Below are 16,042 nucleotides of genomic sequence, written 5' to 3'. Positions count from 1 at the left end.
GCCCTGTTTCGAGATCTGCGGGAGCCGTGAAGGCTCGATCGCCAATTTGCGATGTTAACGTATACAACATCACAAAAAACACGATGTCAACGATTACATTTTCGTTGACGCCGGATTCGATCGGCGTCGTTCGCGAGCAAAGGAGGGATGGCATGGTGGTAGGAAGTGGAGACGCCATGCGTAGCGGACGCATCGATCGCGGCCGCGGCCGCCCTTGCCCAAAGGCTCTCAAACCCGCAGTTCGGGGAGCGCCTTGCTGCAGGAACGGCTTTGACAAGCAAGGCTCAGATCGCGGCTGGCGGGGCAAATGTCGAGGCGTTCAAAAGATTCGTCGCGGTCGGCATTCCGACCGCGACGAAGTCATGGCAAATCGGCAGGACTCAGGCGCCGACGGTCATCTTCGAGACTTAGAGCTTGCGCGTCTGCGTGCCATCAGTCGGCGAGCCCTCGGATACATCAGTCACTTCAACTGGCGCCAGTCGCCGCTGTCGCCTTTCCATCCGATAACCCGTCCGGCCAAGCGGTCAAGCGTGTTGCGCAGCGTATCAACGAGCCCTTCCCATTCTCGAGCGGAGATGCCGTCAACGGCCGGTTCCGGTCCCATGAACATGCCATCGACGCCCCCGAACGAGACGCACTGTTCTATGCATCTGCGTTCCAACGCGCCGTCGTGAAAGATTGACGGTTTCTCCAAAAGTGCGGAAAGCGCGGCGATCAACCCGGTTGCTCCCCAATTCGAGACATTCGATACGATGAGATGATCCGCCGCGGTTGCCGCAGCAACGCCGCCGCGGCCGGGATGTCCGCTATCCCTGGCCTTGGGCGAGAAAACCTTGAGATCTTCACCGATCAGCCCCATGCCAAGTTCGTTGCCGCCATCCCCGATGGCAATGAAGGGAATCTTGCGCTTTTTGGCGCTCAGGAAAAACTGGTCGAGATCGGCGACGAGATTGTCGAGCGGACGCCCGCCAAGTCCGTGGTAAAGGCCTTTGTCGTTCTGGCCGGGCCGCTCGATCGAGATCACCAGCGAAGGCTTTGTCACCTCGAGAAGCTGATCCGTGATGATCTTGCACCCCGCCGTATCTTTCGGGACGCTGCGGATATAGACTGGCCGGACGAAGTCGACCGACCTGATCTGGCCATCCTGAGGGAACGAAAGCGGCGCAAGGCCGGCGCCTCGGCATGTCCCCTCCATCATACCGACCCAATCGTCATCGGTCAGAATAACGGTCTCGACACCAAGCCCGAGGAAGAGCGCACGCGCGAGGAGCGCTGCGCCTACCGGGCCGTCGGTTTCCGGCACGCCGCCGCCTTCAGGAAATCCCGTCGCAATCACGATCGGGCCACCGTGCTCGCGAACCACATCGACGATCAGGTTGGCGGCATCCATGCAGGCGGGACCAGGCTGATGCGATTGCAGCGCGTTGTAGATCTTGCCTATGAGGCCGACACCCGTCAGATCAAGCGTCATGAAGTTTTCGATCGTCTGGGCGATATTCTGGCCCTTGGCGTTTTGCAGATCAAGCATAGTTGGCTCCAGGTTCAAGCGTGAGTGGTTGGATAGGAGATGAATTTTTCTGCATGGACATTGCCGGCGCTCGAAAGGATGGCCGGTTTTTCAAAGTCGACATTGCGGGTGAAGAAGAAGCCGGCGACGGCATTGGCCGTCTGTCGTTCGGCCTTCAATTGCGGGGCCTGGTCAAAATCCCCGCCTCCTCCACCTTTCAGGAATAGTCGATCTCGATCCGCCGCTTCTCCACGAGAGAGCGACGCGCGGCGTCCAAAAGCACAGCGGCATCGTAGGCATCGTCCAATGTCGACAGCGGCTCCTGAGACCTGGTCAGACACTCATCGAGAAAATAACTCTGCACTTGAAGGAAGCTGTCCCAATAGGTGGCGTCATCCCAGAACGGGATCGTCGCGTCGCCAAATTTGGTGACGTCCCACGGCACCACACCACTTCCGTCCATGCCGATGACCTTGAAGTAACAGGACCAAGGCTCGCGGCTTCGATCATCCGCGGAGAAGCTGCCCCAGAGGTTTGCAATTTTTCCGTCGGCATATTCTGCCGTAATCATGAGCTGGTCATGAGCATCCTTGTTCGTAAAATGAACATTGGTGCCGGTCGCATATACATGCGAAGGTCGCCCCAGGAAGTAGAGCAGGCAATAAGCGTGATGTATCATAAGCTCACGCATGGTAAGATCAGGTTCACCAATCGACGCGTCGTGCCGCTTGTTATAGATCGCCCAAAAGTTGACGATCTCCCCAAGACGCTCCGCTTTGATGTGAGCCTTCAATCGTCTCATGCTTTCTGCATAGATATAGTTGTGCGACGGCATGCAGGTTCGCTTCTGTTCCTTCGCAACATCTGCGAGTTCTTTGATCTGCGCGGCGACCTCGCAGAGCGGCTTTTCCAAAAGCACATGTTTTCCCGCCATGAGCGAACGTTTCGCATATTCGAAGTGTGAAGCTGTACTTGTCGCAACAAGCACGGCGTCGATACGCTGATCTCCCAGCAGATGTTCAAGCGTTGGATAGGCGGTCCCGCCGAACCGCTGGCAGAAGGCGTCGGCCTTGCTTGATGACCGGGTCCATCCCCCGACAAATGTATGGGAGCCAAGTTGGCGAAGGGCCTGGACATGAAGCTCGGCGACGCGACCCAACCCGATAACTGCAACCTTCATGGTTTTCCCTGCCTTGAGTTGATGGAGGTATTTGTTGATAGAGATGGCTAGCGGGCGATCGACACGGGCCGGCCTTCTTGCCAGGACTGGGTTGCGGCATCTGCGATCAATTGCGCGCGCAGACCGTCTTGCGCATCGGGTGTTGGCTTGACGCCCGCCGAAACGGCTTTCACAAAATGCTCCATCTCGGCGAGATAAGCGGCTCCAAACCGTTCGAGAAAAAAGGGCTGCGCACGCGCACTTTCGAAGCCCGTGCTATTCGCGCTCTCGACGAGATTTTCGAGGACGTTCGCGACGCGCAGCATGCCTTTCGAACCATGTACCTCAAGGCGTTTGTCATATCCGTACGTCGTTCTGCGAGAATTGGTGATCTGGCAAATCCGACCAGTGGAAGTCGTAAGGATGACTGCGGCCGTATCCACATCGCCCGCATCGCGGATCGTAGGGTCAACCAGGTTGGAGCCGACTGCATAAACTTGCACGGGCTCCTCTCCCAGGACAAAACGCGCCATGTCCAGGTCGTGGATCATCATGTCCCGGAAAAGCCCCCCGGAGCCTTTAATATAGCTGACCGGCGGCGGCGCAGGATCTCTGGACGTTATGGAGATCGTCTCGACATCGCCTATTTCGCCGTTGATGACCCGCTGTCGCAGGGCTCCGAAATGCGGATCGAACCGCTGGTTGAAGGCGGTCATGAAAGGCACCCCGGCCTTTTCAATCGCGTCGATGCAAATTCGCACTCGTTCCGAGGAAAGGTCGATCGGCTTTTCGCAAAAGATGGCTTTCTTCTCTGCCGCCGCTGCGTGGATCATATCAAAGTGGGTGGCGGTTGAGGTCGCGATCACCACCGCATCGACGTCGTTGGCGGCAAGGATGTCGGAGGGATTGCGCACCTCGACTCCAAAACGGCGCCCGGCGGCTTCGGCAGCGGATGCCGAAACGTCGGCGACGGCAACAAGCTTTGCCTGCGGAATTCGCTGAATCGACTGCGCGTGGACCTGCCCGATTCTTCCGCACCCCAGAATTCCTATGCGCATCATCGATCTTCCCTTCGCGACGAAAATACTGGCAGGTCGTATCCACCGGTTCGCTCCCCGGCGGACGCCGTAAATTTGTGGCAGCCGAACTGGATCGTCGGATGTTAACGTATACAACGATGAATTTTTGATAATGTCAACGATTACATTGCGCCTTCGTTGTGCTGGTCGAACGAGCGGAAATGTAAGCTGCCGCGCAATCGACCGGAGCGACCGGCCATTGGGAAGTGCACCCTCCTTTGAGGCGCGACCAGGTCTCCATCGGTCGCGTCGGCAATGCCGGTGTCTTGGAAGAGCTGTGGAGGGTCGAACGGCTAGGTTTGGCCGACCAGCAGTTCCCATGCCGCGACGCTCAATTTGCGGCTGCTTTCCGCGGCGGTCGCCCTTGTTCGGTGAACAAGCGGAAAATTGCTTGACGAGGTGTTGTTGAGCATGAAGGGTGCCTTTTGTCGTCCGTCTGGCGACGCCATCCGAGACCTTCCGCTTCGACGAAGCGGATGCTAGAAGTAGTGATATGAGTTTTCCGCGATGACCAAGCCGCCTACTGTCAGAGATGTCGCGCGCCTGTCGGGTGTGTCTACGGCAACCGTGTCGCGATATTTTGGCGGAAAAGCCGATGCAGTCGCGCCTCACACAATTGAGAGCGTCAAGAAGGCAGCGGAGATTCTCGGCTATACTCCTTCGGAGATCGGGAGGTCCCTCCGTCTTGCTCGCAGCAGCGTGGTGGTGATGCTCGTGCCGGATGCGTCGAACCACTTTACCGCCGACGTTGCCGCATCTTTGGAAAATGCTTTGAAGTCGTCGGGGCTTTCGATGGTCCTGGCGAATGCGGCCGAAAACGCAGAGCAGCAGGATCGTCTGCTTGCCGACGCGCAGGGGCTGCGCGCGCAAGCCATCGTTTTACAAGGTGCGATCGATACCCCGCGGTTGCGCGAACTATGCTCCCGGCAAAAGAACATAATCTTCGTAAATCGCCGCCCGGCCGAGGGAATCGTCGCGCCATATGTGGGCGTCGACAATTTCGCTGCAGGTATGGCAGTCGGCCAATATTTTGCGGAGCGCGGTTATATCAACTGCGTCGCGATCCACGGTCCGAAAAGCTATTCGGGAAGCAGCGAGCGGCTTGATGGTTTCATAGCCGGTCTGGGCGATAGCGGTCCGGTCAAGAAGGTCGAGGCTGCCTATACGATGGAGGCCGGCTATGAGCAGGGGCTTAAATTGCTTTCAAAAAGCAAAAAGCGCCTCTCCATTTTCTGCGGCAACGATATGATCGCCTATGGTGTCCATCGCGCAGCGATTGAACTGGGGCTTAAAATTCCTGACGATGTCATCATGATGGGTTTCGATGACAACCGTCTAAACGATTGGCTGGCTCCCTGGCTGTCGACCGTGACGGTTCCGGCATTCGATTACGGGCCTGCGATAGCCCGGTTAATTGAGGCTCCCCAAGAGGATTACGCGGCGGGATCGAGAATCATTTTGCCATTCAGCATCAAGATCAGGCAGTCGGCTTAGGTCCGAAGTTGGTGCCCAGCCGCAGCGCAGACCCGCTATAGCTTAACCGCTCGATGAGCGGCGGATTATTCAACTTGAACTGATAGGTATCGGCGTGCCCGATATCGGCAGACACAGGGCTGAAGGTTTGTTGCGACAGGCTCACAGCGCGCCAAGCGAGGCTTGCACGCCGCCAGCAACAGCGGCGAGCAAGCGCTACGCGAGTGAACGAGGATTATTTCAGCTCCTCGGCAGCCCCTCTGATCGCGGCGACAGCGCATGCCTCGTCCAAATTAGCGCCGGGAGCACCACCGACGCCGATGGCTCCGATTGTCACGTCGCCAGTCTTGATCGGCACGCCGCCACCAAGCGCCAGAAAGCCCGGTATATTGACCAACTGAGCGGATGCCGGGATGCTTGCGGCATTTTCCGCCAGCTTCGAGGTCGGCATCCGCGACGATGCGGAGGTAAATGCCTTGGCACGCGCGGATTCAACCGTATGCGATCCGGCATTGTCAGCGCGAACCAGCGCGCGAAGGACGCCCGCGCGATCGACGACGGCCGCGGTCACGTTATATTTGTCCGCGGCACAGGCTTGAACCGCGCTTCTGGCGATTTCGACGGCAAGGTCTGACGGAATATTCTTTTCGGTGAGAAGTTCGGCCTCGGCCCCGCTCATCGAGAAGACAACGATAGAGGCGGCGACAAGTAAACTTTTGATCATTGTGTGGTTCCGTCCATGTTCGGAGAGTTGTTTCGTCCGGCCAAAGACTTAACAAAGCGGCTCGCTTCGCAGAATCCGTGTTCCCACCACCCTGGATAGGTAGAGCTACCTACCGTGCCCCTCGCCGGCGAGGGTCAGCCGCACGAACTCGGCCACGGAGCTGGTTCCAAGTTTTTCGGCGATCTTTGCCCTATGCGCATCGATGGTGCGCGCCGATACACCGAGTGCTGCCGCAATCTCTTTGCTTGCCCATCCGCCAACGACCATATCGAAAACCTGGCGTTCGCGATCGGTCAATTGCGCCAGTTGCAGTCGTGCTTCGCGGCGCTCCTGCCGCGCATCTAGCCTTGCGAAAGCCTGCTGAAGGGCCACGATCAGAACTTCGCTATCAATTGGCTTGGTAAGGAAGTCCTCGACCCCGGCTTTGAAGGCACGACGGCAGGCGACAACGTCACCGTGGCCAGTGATCATAATCGTTGGCCAGTCGATACCGCGTCCTGTCATTTGCGCGTGAAGTTGCAGCCCCGAAACCATCGGCATGCGCAGATCAACCACCAGGCAACCCGGTTTCTCTTCACAGATATGTGCAAGGAACGTCCTGGGGTCGCCGAAGGCCTCTACGGCAATCCCATAGGTGCTGAGCAGAAAGGCGATCGCCTCCCTGACGGCTTCGTCATCCTCGACCAGATAGACCCTGTACTTGTTCACGGTGCTTCCCTGCTTGGTAGTCTTGGCAGCGTAACCGTAAACCTTGCCCCGCCTCCGGCGGAATTCTCCGCTTCTATTCTCCCGTCGATACGTTCGACCAGTGTTGCGCACAGGGATAGTCCCAGTCCCATGCCCTCGGGCTTGGTCGTGAAGAAGGGGCGAAACAATCTTGGCAGGGCATCCGTGGCGATGCCTGGCCCATTGTCGCTGACGATGATCTTGGCCTCGCAGCCCGCGGCCTGTGTCTCGATACGGATCGTTGCCGCTTTCGTGTCTGCGCCCTCAAGTGCGTCGGCTGCATTGCGTATCAGATTGTGCAGCACCTGTTCGAGCTCGATAGGGTCGGCCACGGCCTCCAGCGGCTCAGCGGCAAGGCTGCAGTCGAGGCGGATGCCGCGCTGCTTCAAATCGATACTGGTTAGAGCCTCGATTTCAGTGACGATTCCATTGATTGCGCTCCTGACTGGTTCAGGTACCCTGTTAGAGGCATAGTCGCGCATCCGCTTCAGCATTTCCCCGGCCCGTTTGGCCTCGCGCACGTTGACTTCAAGCGCTTTGCAAATGGGGTGAATATCGAACGTATCCGCGTCCGTCAGCCTAAGCGCTGCCTGGCTGTGGCTAAGGATTGCGGTCAACGGCTGCGTCAGCTCATGCGCGATGCCTGACGCCATCTCGCCCAACGCATTGACGCGCGAGGCATGCGCGAGCATTGTCTCGCGTTCATGTAGCACTGCACGTATCTCAGCTTCACCCACCGTCCGCCGCAACCGGAGGGTTGTCGATCGCTGGCGCAGTGCAAACATCGCCGCAAACAAAGCCAGCCCGGTCATGACGCCAAAGCCGACGACGTGCCTTGCCGGTAACAGCGCTGCAAGTGGTACGGACCGATCAAGCAACAACGACAGCTGCTGTTTTTCGCCGTCGATGACCGATTCGAAATGCAAGGGAGCAACAAACGAAGCGGCTGTATCGACGCCGTCCTGTGCTGGAAGATCGAGCAGGGGCTTTCCGCTGAGCATCAGGCGAACCTTGGCCCATGCCGGCCGTTCCTCGGGATCCAACAGAAGCCGGGCATCGATGGAAAGCACCACCGCGGTCTCCGAAGGCGAAGACGCCTTTTTCGCCAGGAGATATCGCCCGTTTCGATTTTCGTAGACGGCAATCTTGCCTCGCTCCTGTTCAGCGAATGCACCGCGTAGCGCCGCCAGATCCTCGCTTTCGCCTTCCGGCACTCTCAGGAGCACTTTCACCCCGTGGTCCTCGGGCTCGGTGTCGCCGAGCGAGATAAGTTCGATCCAAGCGATACGGGGATAAAACCGGATGATGGTTTCCATCACGTGCCGAACGGCGCTGAATGAAGCAGGCTCCGGCCCGCTGGTAACCGCAATGAGGCTGGTCATATGTGCGTCGTGTTGTGCCACGCGCTGGGAGATCAATCGGTGCAAGGTCTGGCCGGCCGCTTGCAACTCATCGGCCAGCCGTTGCTTTGACGTTTCGATGGAATAAAGCGCAAACCCTGAAACGGCCACGCACCACAAGCCAATGCCGACGAGCCAATATTTAGAAGTGGTTCTGGTCACACGAACCCAATCGCGATTTGAAAGCAGCCGACACCGCCGTCCTCCACATAATTCAATATGCACGGTCGTAGATGTAAATTTGGCGTGAATGTCAACGATTACATTTTTGGTCCGCAAGTTGACGTCGATGTACGCCGCACGCCCAATGCCGACAAGGATAAGGCGCAACTTGTGTGCCCCATGCGAGGAGCTTTCGGGAGTCATTTAGCGCCAAATGCGGCCATACACCGACTTTGCAACCAGGGCCTGGCTGGTGCTCGGCGCGCCGTCGCGGTCGGCCACCGACGCGTGCGGGCCTCGGCATTGGGGCTGCGGGTGATATCGGTGGCGGCGCTGACCACGCGCTATATTGGCCCGGCGCGCTGCCGCCAACGCCCCAAACATGGCTAGACCGCTTTGATTGACAGCAGCCCGTCTGCAGATATCACCGGCACGACATCCGTATAATCATTTATTGATGGGTGGATAGGGCATTCGAATTTATGCCCGGCGGCGGTGATGACCACTACATCCGCCCCCGCCGCGCGTCCGGCCCTCACACCCGCCTCAACATCCTCAAAAACAAGGCAACTTGCAGCCGAGACCCCAAGCCGTTTGGCCCCCAGCAGGAAGCACTGAGGATCCGGTTTCCCTAGCGCGACATCTTCGCCGGTGACGACAACGCGTGGGATGGGCAGCCCTGCAGCCTCGAGACGCTTCTGAGCGAGCTTCTTGGACGCAGACGTAACAATCGCCCAGCGGTCGACAGGTAGAGCAGCCAAGAAGTCTGCCGCTCCGGCGATTGCGAAGACGCCTTGAACATCCTCGATCTCTGCTTGAGTGATCTGTGAAGCTTCAATTTCCGGATCGACGCCTGGAAGATTCAGTCGATGAATGGTGTCGATCGCTCTTTGGCCATGCATTGTCGGCAGGAACGTTACCGGATCCAGGCCTTGGCGTTGCGCCCAGGCACCCCAAACTCGCTCGGCTGCTGCTATGGAAGTCAGAATTGTCCCGTCCATATCGAAAAGGAAGGCCGAGAATTGCTTATTTGGATCGAGCTTCAACGGAGGGAGTATCCTTATCTGAGGGCGCCGAGCTGTAGGGTGAGCCGTCATGGAGAGGCGGCCAACCCCGGCTAGGCTGCCTTTTCGGCATGATCTAATGGATGGTCGGTCAGTGCAAAGGACCCGACCAACTGGACGAGGTCGTCGACTTGCTCCGCAAGCCGGCGAGTGGCCGCGCCGGCCTCCTCTGCCATTGCGGCGTTGCGTTGGGTCACGCTTTCCATGGTGCTGACGGCGTCGTTTATCTCGGTGAGGCTCTTGGCCTGGCTTTGGCTTGAGAGTGCCAACTGACCGACATCCCGGGAAACCTCGCCGATCTTCAGCGCGATATCGTCCAAGGCATGGCCGGCTTGCTGGACAAAGTCCACGCCCGCGTCGACCTCGGTCGTCGAATGATGGATAAGAGTTCCGATTTCTTTCGCTGCCACAGCGGCGCGTTGGGCAAGTTCTCTGACTTCATGCGCGACGACAGCAAATCCCTTTCCTGCTTCTCCAGCTCGGGCGGCCTCAACTCCAGCGTTTAACGCAAGAAGATTTGTTTGGAATGCTATTCCATCGATCACGGCGACGATACTCGTTATGCGGTCGGATGCCTCCTTGATCCGGGACATCGCACCGATGGCATTTCCCACGATAACCAGCGAGCCATCGGCCTCGAGCTTGACGCGCTGTGTGATGTCGGCGGCACTCGCTGCACGCTTTGAGGCCTCCGCGACAGTTACGGTGATCTCTTCGATCGCCGCCGCGGTCTGTTCGATCGAACCGGCTTGCTGTTCATTTCTACGAGAGAGTTCTTCTGAGACATCCGCCAGGAGCCGGCCATTGGTGTGAATTTCGGCTGACGTCGCACGGACGTCCAGCATGGTCGAGCTGAGGTCGCTGACGGTGCTGTTGAAGTCCCGTCTGAGAGTATCCAGATCCCCGGCAAATGGGACCTCGAGGGTTTTCCGCAGATCTCTGCCCGCCAGATTCCTGAGACCGTCGGCAAGTGACGTTACTGCCAATTCAATGTTTTTCTGGGTGGAGGCTCGTTCGCGTTCGTTCGTGTCCCGCTCCGACTCCGCCAGTCTATGGAGTTCTTCCGTATGCGCCTGTATGGCAATCTTCTGAACGGCGTTTTCCTTGAACACTGCAAGTGCACGCGCCATCTCGCCGATTTCGTCTTTTCGCCGGTCTCCGTCGATCGCAATGTCCAACGAACCGCCAGCCAAACGCCGCATGATGTCTGTGATTGAACCGATCGGCCGCTTGAGCGTGATCACCAATGCAGCGCCTGATGCTATCGCGACGAGAAATCCAATCGCCATCGATGTCAGAGAGATCGAATTCGTCAACGTCCGCTCGGTCGATGCCATTTGCCGCTGAGCGTCCGCAAATGCGTCCATCAGCCCCCAGATCTCGTTGATTTTATCAGTCGCGTGGCGGTACTGCTCCTCGCCACTTGCCCGATTGGCTTCCAGTCCGGCGGCGCTGTCGCGCAACTCACCGGCGATTTCCTCCACCTTTCCCGGGATCTCGCCGAAGTAGGGATCGATTGCCACCAACTCGGTCAGCAAGCTTACCTCGCCCGTATAGACAAAAAGGGTTCGCTCCACTGCCTTGACGTTATCCTCAGTCGGTTCACCCAGGATGCTGGCGAAGGCGATTTTTACGTCGCTGCTGTTGCTTACAATCGAACGGAGCTTTTTCGTCACCTTGTCGGCGTCAAGTGAGCCACTGTTCGAACCATTCAGATCCGCAGCGGCCTGATCGACGGCTGCCACACTTTGCGTCTGCAATCTTTCCGATAAACCAGCCAAGTCGTTTGCGATGGCCAGCTCGTCAGGCTGCCCCCCTGTTCCCCGGTTCTCAATTTGGTTCAGGAACGCCAAAATCCGCTCGGCTGTCTGGGATCCGTCTCGCACGCCTAATGAATTGAAAAGACGGTCGGATTTCGAGAGTTTGTGTGCGAGGTCTTCCAACGATGCTCGCACGGTTTTTCCTTCCGGACGCAAAGACCAGCCATCCGCCGACCGCAGTTGCGCCTCGAGATTTTCGCAGCTGTTAAGAATCGATTGAAGCGCCAGCGTCTCGGAAAGCCTTGATTTTCTTTTATTATCAAGCTGAGCAGCTTGGGCGACGATTTTGAAGGCGTGCTTGCCAAGTTCCATTTGGAGGGAATTCAGCGCGTTGAGTTGCGCGGCAATGTTGTTCGTCAGCCGCGAACGGTCCTGTCGAAGTGTCCATATCTCGTTGATGTGCTGCAGGATCGTGCGCGTAGCTTGCTGCGCTTTCCGTAATTCGCCAGCAGCCTGGGCGTCCGGAATCTCTTCGACCATACGGTCGAGTTCGTCGATCTGTGCTGCAGTTGTATTGGAGGCTTGCTTGAATGTCGCATCATCGGGCTCACGAAGAAACGTCGTAATGCCGGCATAAACGGCCTTAAATCCTGAGAGCAGCCGGACCACGTCATTCGACGTGTTGAGTCGCGCTTCCAAGACCCCTGTCGCGTAAAATCCCGTGGCGCCAACCGCGACGATCGTCATCAACAGTGGCAGAACCAGTATTATAACTTTGGTCTGAATCCTGAACCGCGCAAGAATCCTGTCCATTCCGCCCCTCCCAAAAGCACTCGCTGCTCCGAACTAAGACACCATGGCACGAACAGCTTAAATTTACCTTTCCGTGTTACAAATTGCTCCAATGGTATGGAAAAGTTCATTCTGACGAGGCCGGACGATGAAGATCTATACAATTACAGACAATTTATATTGTGTGAGAACATAAGTTCTCGTGATTTCCCTTGTCCCGTAAGGGCCATCAAGAGAAAAACGGATCGAGCGTACCGGACGCGTAGCGTTTCGCCATCGCCGAAACCGGAAGAGCTGTAATCCGTTCCGCCATACCGGCGGTGCCGAACTGTTCGAAGCGCTCTTTGCAAAGCTTGGTGAGCGCGGTCATTGCCGGCTTCAGATATTTGCGCGGATCGAATTCGCTCGGATCTTCCTGCAGGATCCGGCGGATCTGCCCGGTCATCGCCATCCGGCCATCGGTGTCGATGTTGATCTTGCGCACCCCATGCTTGATGCCGCGCTGGATCTCTTCGATCGGCACCCCCCAGGTGGGCTTCATCTGGCCGCCATACTTGTTGATGATCTCCTGCAGCTCGACCGGAACCGACGACGACCCATGCATGACCAGATGCATGTTCGGCAACTTGCGGTGGATCTCCTCGATGACATTCATCGCCAGCACCGAACCATCAGGCTTGCGCGTGAACTTATAGGCGCCGTGCGAGGTCCCCATGGCGATCGCCAGTGCATCGACTCGAGTTTCCCGCACGAATTTCACCGCCTCGTCCGGATTGGTCAGCAGCTGGTCATGCGATAGCTTGCCTTCAGCGCCATGCCCATCCTCGGCCTCTCCCATGCCGGTTTCGAGAGAGCCGAGCACACCGAGCTCGCCTTCGACCGAAATGCCGCCGAGATGGGCCATTTCGGTTACTCTCCTGGTCACGTCGACATTGTAATCCCAGTCGGCAGGTGTCTTCGCATCGGCTTTCAGCGAGCCGTCCATCATGACCGAGGTGAAGCCTGCCTGTATCGCCGTCATGCAGCTGGCTGGATCGTTGCCATGGTCCAGATGCACGCAGATGGGAATGTGCGGGTAGATTTCCACGACGGCGTCCATCATATGCTTAAGCATGAGGTCGTTGGCGTAGGCGCGCGCGCCACGCGATGCCTGCATGATGACAGGAGCATGAGCCGCATCCGCAGCTTCCATGATGGCGAGCGCCTGTTCCATATTATTGATATTGAAGGCGGGGACGCCGTAACCCTCCTCCGCTGCATGATCCAGCAACTGCCTGAGCGTAATGCGCGCCATTTGTGAATCCTTCCTGTCGTTGAAAAGCGCCCTGCTGTGTGTTTAACGCATGGTCGTGCTGCGTTTGGTGCTCGCGCCTCAGGCGTTCAGCACACGGCCATAGGCATCGAGCACCGCTTCCTTCATCGTTTCGGAGACGGTGGGATGCGGGAAGATCGTGTGCATCAGCTCTTCCTCTGTTGTTTCGAGGTTCATCGCCACGACGAAGCCCTGGATGAGCTCAGTGACTTCGGCGCCGACCATGTGGGCGCCGAGCAGTTCGCCGGTCTTCTTGTCGAAGATCACCTTCACCATGCCCTGGTCTTCGCCGAGCGCGATCGCCTTGCCGTTCGCCGCGAAGGAGAAGCGGCCGACGCGGATGTCGCGGCCGAGCTCCTTGGCCTTGGCTTCGGTGAGGCCGACGGAGGCGACCTGCGGGTTGCAATAGGTGCAGCCCGGGACCTTGCCCTTGTCGGTCGGATGCACATTCGACAGGCCGGCGATCTTCTCGACGCAGACCACACCCTCATGCTCGGCCTTGTGCGCCAGCATTGGCGGGCCGGCGACGTCGCCGATCGCATAGATGCCGGCGACATTGGTCTTGCCGTAACCATCGGCGACGACGCAGCCGCGGTCGGTCTTGATGCCGAGCGCCTCGAGGCCGAGATTTTCGATGTTGCCCTGAACGCCGACGGCGGAGATCATCCGATCGGCGGTGATCTGCTGCACCTTGCCGTCCGACGTCTCGACGTGGGCGGTGATGCTGCCGGCACCCTTCTCCACCTTGGTGACCTTGGCGCTGGTGAAGATCTTCAGGCCGCGCTTTTCCAGCTGCTTGCGGGCGATGGCGGTGATTTCGGCATCCTCGACCGGCATGATGGTCGGCATGACTTCAACGACCGTGACGTCGACGCCCATCGAGCGATAGAAGCTGGCGAATTCGATGCCGATTGCACCCGAGCCCATGACGATCAGCGACTTCGGCAGCGCATCCGGCTTCAGCGCCTCGAAATAGGTCCAGATCAGCTTGCCATCGGGCTCGATGCCGGGCAGCGCGCGCGGGCGGGCGCCGGTGGCGATGATGATGTGCTTGGCGGTATAGGTGCCCTCACCCTTGACGTTTTTCGGCAGCGGATGCTGCGGCTCGACCACCGGCTTCGACGACTTGCCGACGACGATCTCGCCCGGCTGAGCCCCGGTCGAAGCCTTGGTCAGCTTCGCTTCGCCCCAGATGATGTCGATCTTGTTCTTCTTCATCAGGAAGCCGACGCCGGCGTTGAGACGGGCTGAGACGGCGCGCGAGCGGCCAACGACGGCCTTGGCATCCGGCTTGACGGTGCCTTCGAGAACGAGACCGAAATCCTTGAAATGATTGGCGTGATCGAGCACCTCGGCCGAGCGCAGCAGCGCCTTCGTGGGGATGCAGCCCCAGTTCAGGCAGATACCGCCCATATGCTCGCGCTCGACGATCGCTGTCTTCAGGCCGAGCTGGCTGGCGCGGATGGCGGCGACATAGCCGCCGGGACCCGAGCCGATGATGATGACGTCGTAGGACATCTGTTTTCCTTGAAAAAATTGGGGGATCCGTCGCGACTGTTTCGCGTCGCGGCAAGATCCCCCGAGGTCTGGGAGGAAACTAGATCAGCATACTCATCGGGTTTTCGATGAGCGTTCGGAACTTTCCGACAAGCTCCGCGCCAAGGGCGCCATCGACCGCACGATGATCGGTTGACAGCGTCACGGTCATGACCGTTGCCGCCGACAGCTCGCCTTGTGCGTTGACGACGGGCCTTTTCTCCCCGGCACCAACTGCCAGGATGGTTGAATGGGGAGGGTTGATAATTGCCGCGAATTCTCTTACCCCGAACATGCCGAGGTTTGAAATCGCTCCGGTGCCGCCCTGGTACTCAGCCGGCTTCAATTTCCCTGACTTCGCGCGTGCAGCGAGGTCCTTCATCTCGTTGGAGATGCTCGAAAGCGTTTTGGCTTCCGCATGCCGAATGATCGGCGTGATCAGCCCGCCGGCCACGGAAACGGCAACCCCTATGTCAACAGCATGATGGCGCAAGAGGCTCTCTTCCGTCCAAGACACGTTCGCGTCGGGCGTTGATCCAAGGGCCAGCGCGTAGGCCTTAATGATCATGTCATTGACCGACAACTTATATTTAGGCGTCCCATCTTCCATTGGCGCAGACGCGTTCAGCTCCGCTCGCAACTTGAGGAGAGCGTCGATGCGGCAATCAACAGTCAGGTAGAAATGCGGAATAGTGGTCTTTGCTTCCAGCAACCGCCGAGCGATCGTCCTCCTCATGGGCGTATGAGGTTGCAAATCGAACGTGCCTTCGGCGAACTGTTTCAGGGGGCCACCAGACGCAGCGTCTTGCCCCATATTCTGGGTTCCAGCGGGCGCCGGCAGTGCAATAGTCGCTTCGGCAACGCGAGCCTTCGAAACGTCAGCACTGATAATCCTTCCACGGGGGCCGGTTCCCGCCACGGATCCCAGATCGATGCCGCTTTCCCGCGCGAGGCGTCTTGCCAACGGCGTAGCCCTAATTGAATTTCTGGCATCCGGCGATCCAATATGGCTTGGTGCGTGGATCAGTTCGACCGCGGTCATGTCGGAAGCCGCGGCCTCCACGGGGTTGGCCGGAGCCGGCAGGTTAGTCGCGGCCTGATATTCCTCACCCTCCTCGTAGAGCCAGGCGACTGCCGACCCTACGGCGATATCGACGCCTTCTTTGCCGGTGATGTTTCGAAGAATGCCCGTAACGGGGGAATCTATCTCCATCGCTGCCTTGTCGGTTTCGATCTCGAACAGGACGTCGCCCTTCCCAACGCGGTCACCTTCGTTGAAAAACCACTTCGAGATCTTTCCGGTCGCCATATCCATGTCGACCTTCGGGAGAATGATTTCTGTTGCCAT

At 58.3% G+C, this 16,042-nt stretch carries 13 protein-coding genes; 2 read left to right on the top strand and 11 right to left on the bottom strand.

Annotated features, from left to right (window positions below):
- Window positions 1-460 precede the first annotated feature (460 nt).
- Window positions 461-1,528 carry a glutamate cyclase domain-containing protein gene (locus ATY75_RS14690; protein WP_088938115.1) on the bottom strand — a complete coding sequence of 356 codons (1,068 nt, stop codon included), beginning with the start codon at window positions 1,526-1,528 and terminating at the stop codon, window positions 461-463.
- 53 nt (window positions 1,529-1,581) lie between these two features.
- Between ATY75_RS14690 and ATY75_RS34600 the strand changes: the two genes are divergently transcribed.
- Entirely contained in the window at window positions 1,582-1,734 is a 153-nt protein-coding gene (locus ATY75_RS34600; RefSeq protein ID WP_190241358.1) for a hypothetical protein, read from the top strand.
- Here the strand turns inward: ATY75_RS34600 and ATY75_RS14685 are convergent.
- Entirely contained in the window at window positions 1,725-2,687 is a 963-nt protein-coding gene (locus ATY75_RS14685; protein ID WP_088938114.1) for a Gfo/Idh/MocA family oxidoreductase, read from the bottom strand. The genes ATY75_RS34600 and ATY75_RS14685 overlap by 10 nt on opposite strands.
- Window positions 2,688-2,734: 47 nt before the next feature.
- Window positions 2,735-3,727 carry an inositol 2-dehydrogenase gene (gene iolG / locus ATY75_RS14680; RefSeq protein WP_088938113.1) on the bottom strand — a complete coding sequence of 331 codons (993 nt, stop codon included), beginning with the start codon at window positions 3,725-3,727 and terminating at the stop codon, window positions 2,735-2,737.
- A 525-nt stretch (window positions 3,728-4,252) separates the two neighbouring features.
- Here iolG and ATY75_RS14675 point away from each other — a divergent pair.
- Window positions 4,253-5,239 (top strand): LacI family DNA-binding transcriptional regulator, encoded by a 987-nt coding sequence (locus ATY75_RS14675; RefSeq protein WP_064843933.1) that lies wholly within the window; start codon window positions 4,253-4,255, stop codon window positions 5,237-5,239.
- A 214-nt stretch (window positions 5,240-5,453) separates the two neighbouring features.
- On the opposite strand, the gene ATY75_RS14670 is transcribed toward ATY75_RS14675, so the two are convergent.
- The 8 genes from ATY75_RS14670 to ATY75_RS14635 all read right to left on the bottom strand — a co-directional run bounded on the left by ATY75_RS14670 (window position 5,454) and on the right by ATY75_RS14635 (window position 16,042).
- Window positions 5,454-5,942, bottom strand: coding sequence for a heme-binding protein (locus tag ATY75_RS14670; RefSeq protein ID WP_064843932.1), 489 nt, complete (start codon window positions 5,940-5,942; stop codon window positions 5,454-5,456).
- A gap of 105 nt (window positions 5,943-6,047) precedes the next feature.
- On the bottom strand, window positions 6,048-6,650 hold the full coding sequence (locus tag ATY75_RS14665; RefSeq protein WP_064843931.1) for a response regulator: 603 nt from the start codon (window positions 6,648-6,650) through the stop codon (window positions 6,048-6,050).
- Window positions 6,647-8,230, bottom strand: coding sequence for an ATP-binding protein (locus tag ATY75_RS14660; RefSeq protein ID WP_190241357.1), 1,584 nt, complete (start codon window positions 8,228-8,230; stop codon window positions 6,647-6,649). The genes ATY75_RS14665 and ATY75_RS14660 overlap by 4 nt, the downstream gene beginning before the upstream one ends.
- A 386-nt stretch (window positions 8,231-8,616) precedes the next feature.
- Window positions 8,617-9,276: an HAD-IA family hydrolase gene (locus tag ATY75_RS14655; protein ID WP_280950593.1), complete on the bottom strand. Its 660-nt coding sequence runs from the start codon at window positions 9,274-9,276 to the stop codon at window positions 8,617-8,619.
- A gap of 71 nt (window positions 9,277-9,347) precedes the next feature.
- Complete coding sequence (locus ATY75_RS14650; protein ID WP_088938110.1) at window positions 9,348-11,867, bottom strand: HAMP domain-containing methyl-accepting chemotaxis protein; 2,520 nt, start codon at window positions 11,865-11,867, stop codon at window positions 9,348-9,350.
- Between the two features lie 208 nt (window positions 11,868-12,075).
- The gene (fba, locus tag ATY75_RS14645) at window positions 12,076-13,140 is read right to left on the bottom strand and encodes a class II fructose-bisphosphate aldolase (protein WP_088938109.1); all 1,065 of its coding nucleotides are present in this window, start codon (window positions 13,138-13,140) and stop codon (window positions 12,076-12,078) included.
- Window positions 13,141-13,218: 78 nt separating this feature from the next.
- On the bottom strand, window positions 13,219-14,676 hold the full coding sequence (gene lpdA, locus ATY75_RS14640; RefSeq protein ID WP_088938108.1) for a dihydrolipoyl dehydrogenase: 1,458 nt from the start codon (window positions 14,674-14,676) through the stop codon (window positions 13,219-13,221).
- 79 nt (window positions 14,677-14,755) lie between these two features.
- A complete protein-coding gene (locus tag ATY75_RS14635) occupies window positions 14,756-16,042 on the bottom strand; it encodes a pyruvate dehydrogenase complex dihydrolipoamide acetyltransferase (protein ID WP_088938107.1) in 1,287 nt (428 codons plus the stop codon).

The sequence above is a fragment of the Rhizobium sp. N122 genome (assembly GCF_002211295.1).
Classification (GTDB): domain Bacteria; phylum Pseudomonadota; class Alphaproteobacteria; order Rhizobiales; family Rhizobiaceae; genus Rhizobium.
The sequence above is the reverse complement of the archived record's forward strand: the minus strand, read 5'-3'. Positions and strand labels throughout refer to the sequence as shown.

Excerpts from the sequence above, each read along its gene's own strand:
- fba (WP_088938109.1), bottom strand. The coding sequence starts at position 13,140 with ATGGCGCGCATTACGCTCAGGCAGTTGCTGGATCATGCAGCGGAGGAG.
- ATY75_RS14650 (WP_088938110.1), bottom strand. The coding sequence starts at position 11,867 with ATGGACAGGATTCTTGCGCGGTTCAGGATTCAGACCAAAGTTATAATA.
- lpdA (WP_088938108.1), bottom strand. The coding sequence starts at position 14,676 with ATGTCCTACGACGTCATCATCATCGGCTCGGGTCCCGGCGGCTATGTC.
- ATY75_RS14690 (WP_088938115.1), bottom strand. The coding sequence starts at position 1,528 with ATGCTTGATCTGCAAAACGCCAAGGGCCAGAATATCGCCCAGACGATC.
- ATY75_RS34600 (WP_190241358.1), top strand. The coding sequence starts at position 1,582 with ATGGACATTGCCGGCGCTCGAAAGGATGGCCGGTTTTTCAAAGTCGAC.
- ATY75_RS14685 (WP_088938114.1), bottom strand. The coding sequence starts at position 2,687 with ATGAAGGTTGCAGTTATCGGGTTGGGTCGCGTCGCCGAGCTTCATGTC.
- iolG (WP_088938113.1), bottom strand. The coding sequence starts at position 3,727 with ATGATGCGCATAGGAATTCTGGGGTGCGGAAGAATCGGGCAGGTCCAC.
- ATY75_RS14675 (WP_064843933.1), top strand. The coding sequence starts at position 4,253 with ATGACCAAGCCGCCTACTGTCAGAGATGTCGCGCGCCTGTCGGGTGTG.
- ATY75_RS14635 (WP_088938107.1), bottom strand. The coding sequence starts at position 16,042 with ATGGCAACAGAAATCATTCTCCCGAAGGTCGACATGGATATGGCGACC.
- ATY75_RS14670 (WP_064843932.1), bottom strand. The coding sequence starts at position 5,942 with ATGATCAAAAGTTTACTTGTCGCCGCCTCTATCGTTGTCTTCTCGATG.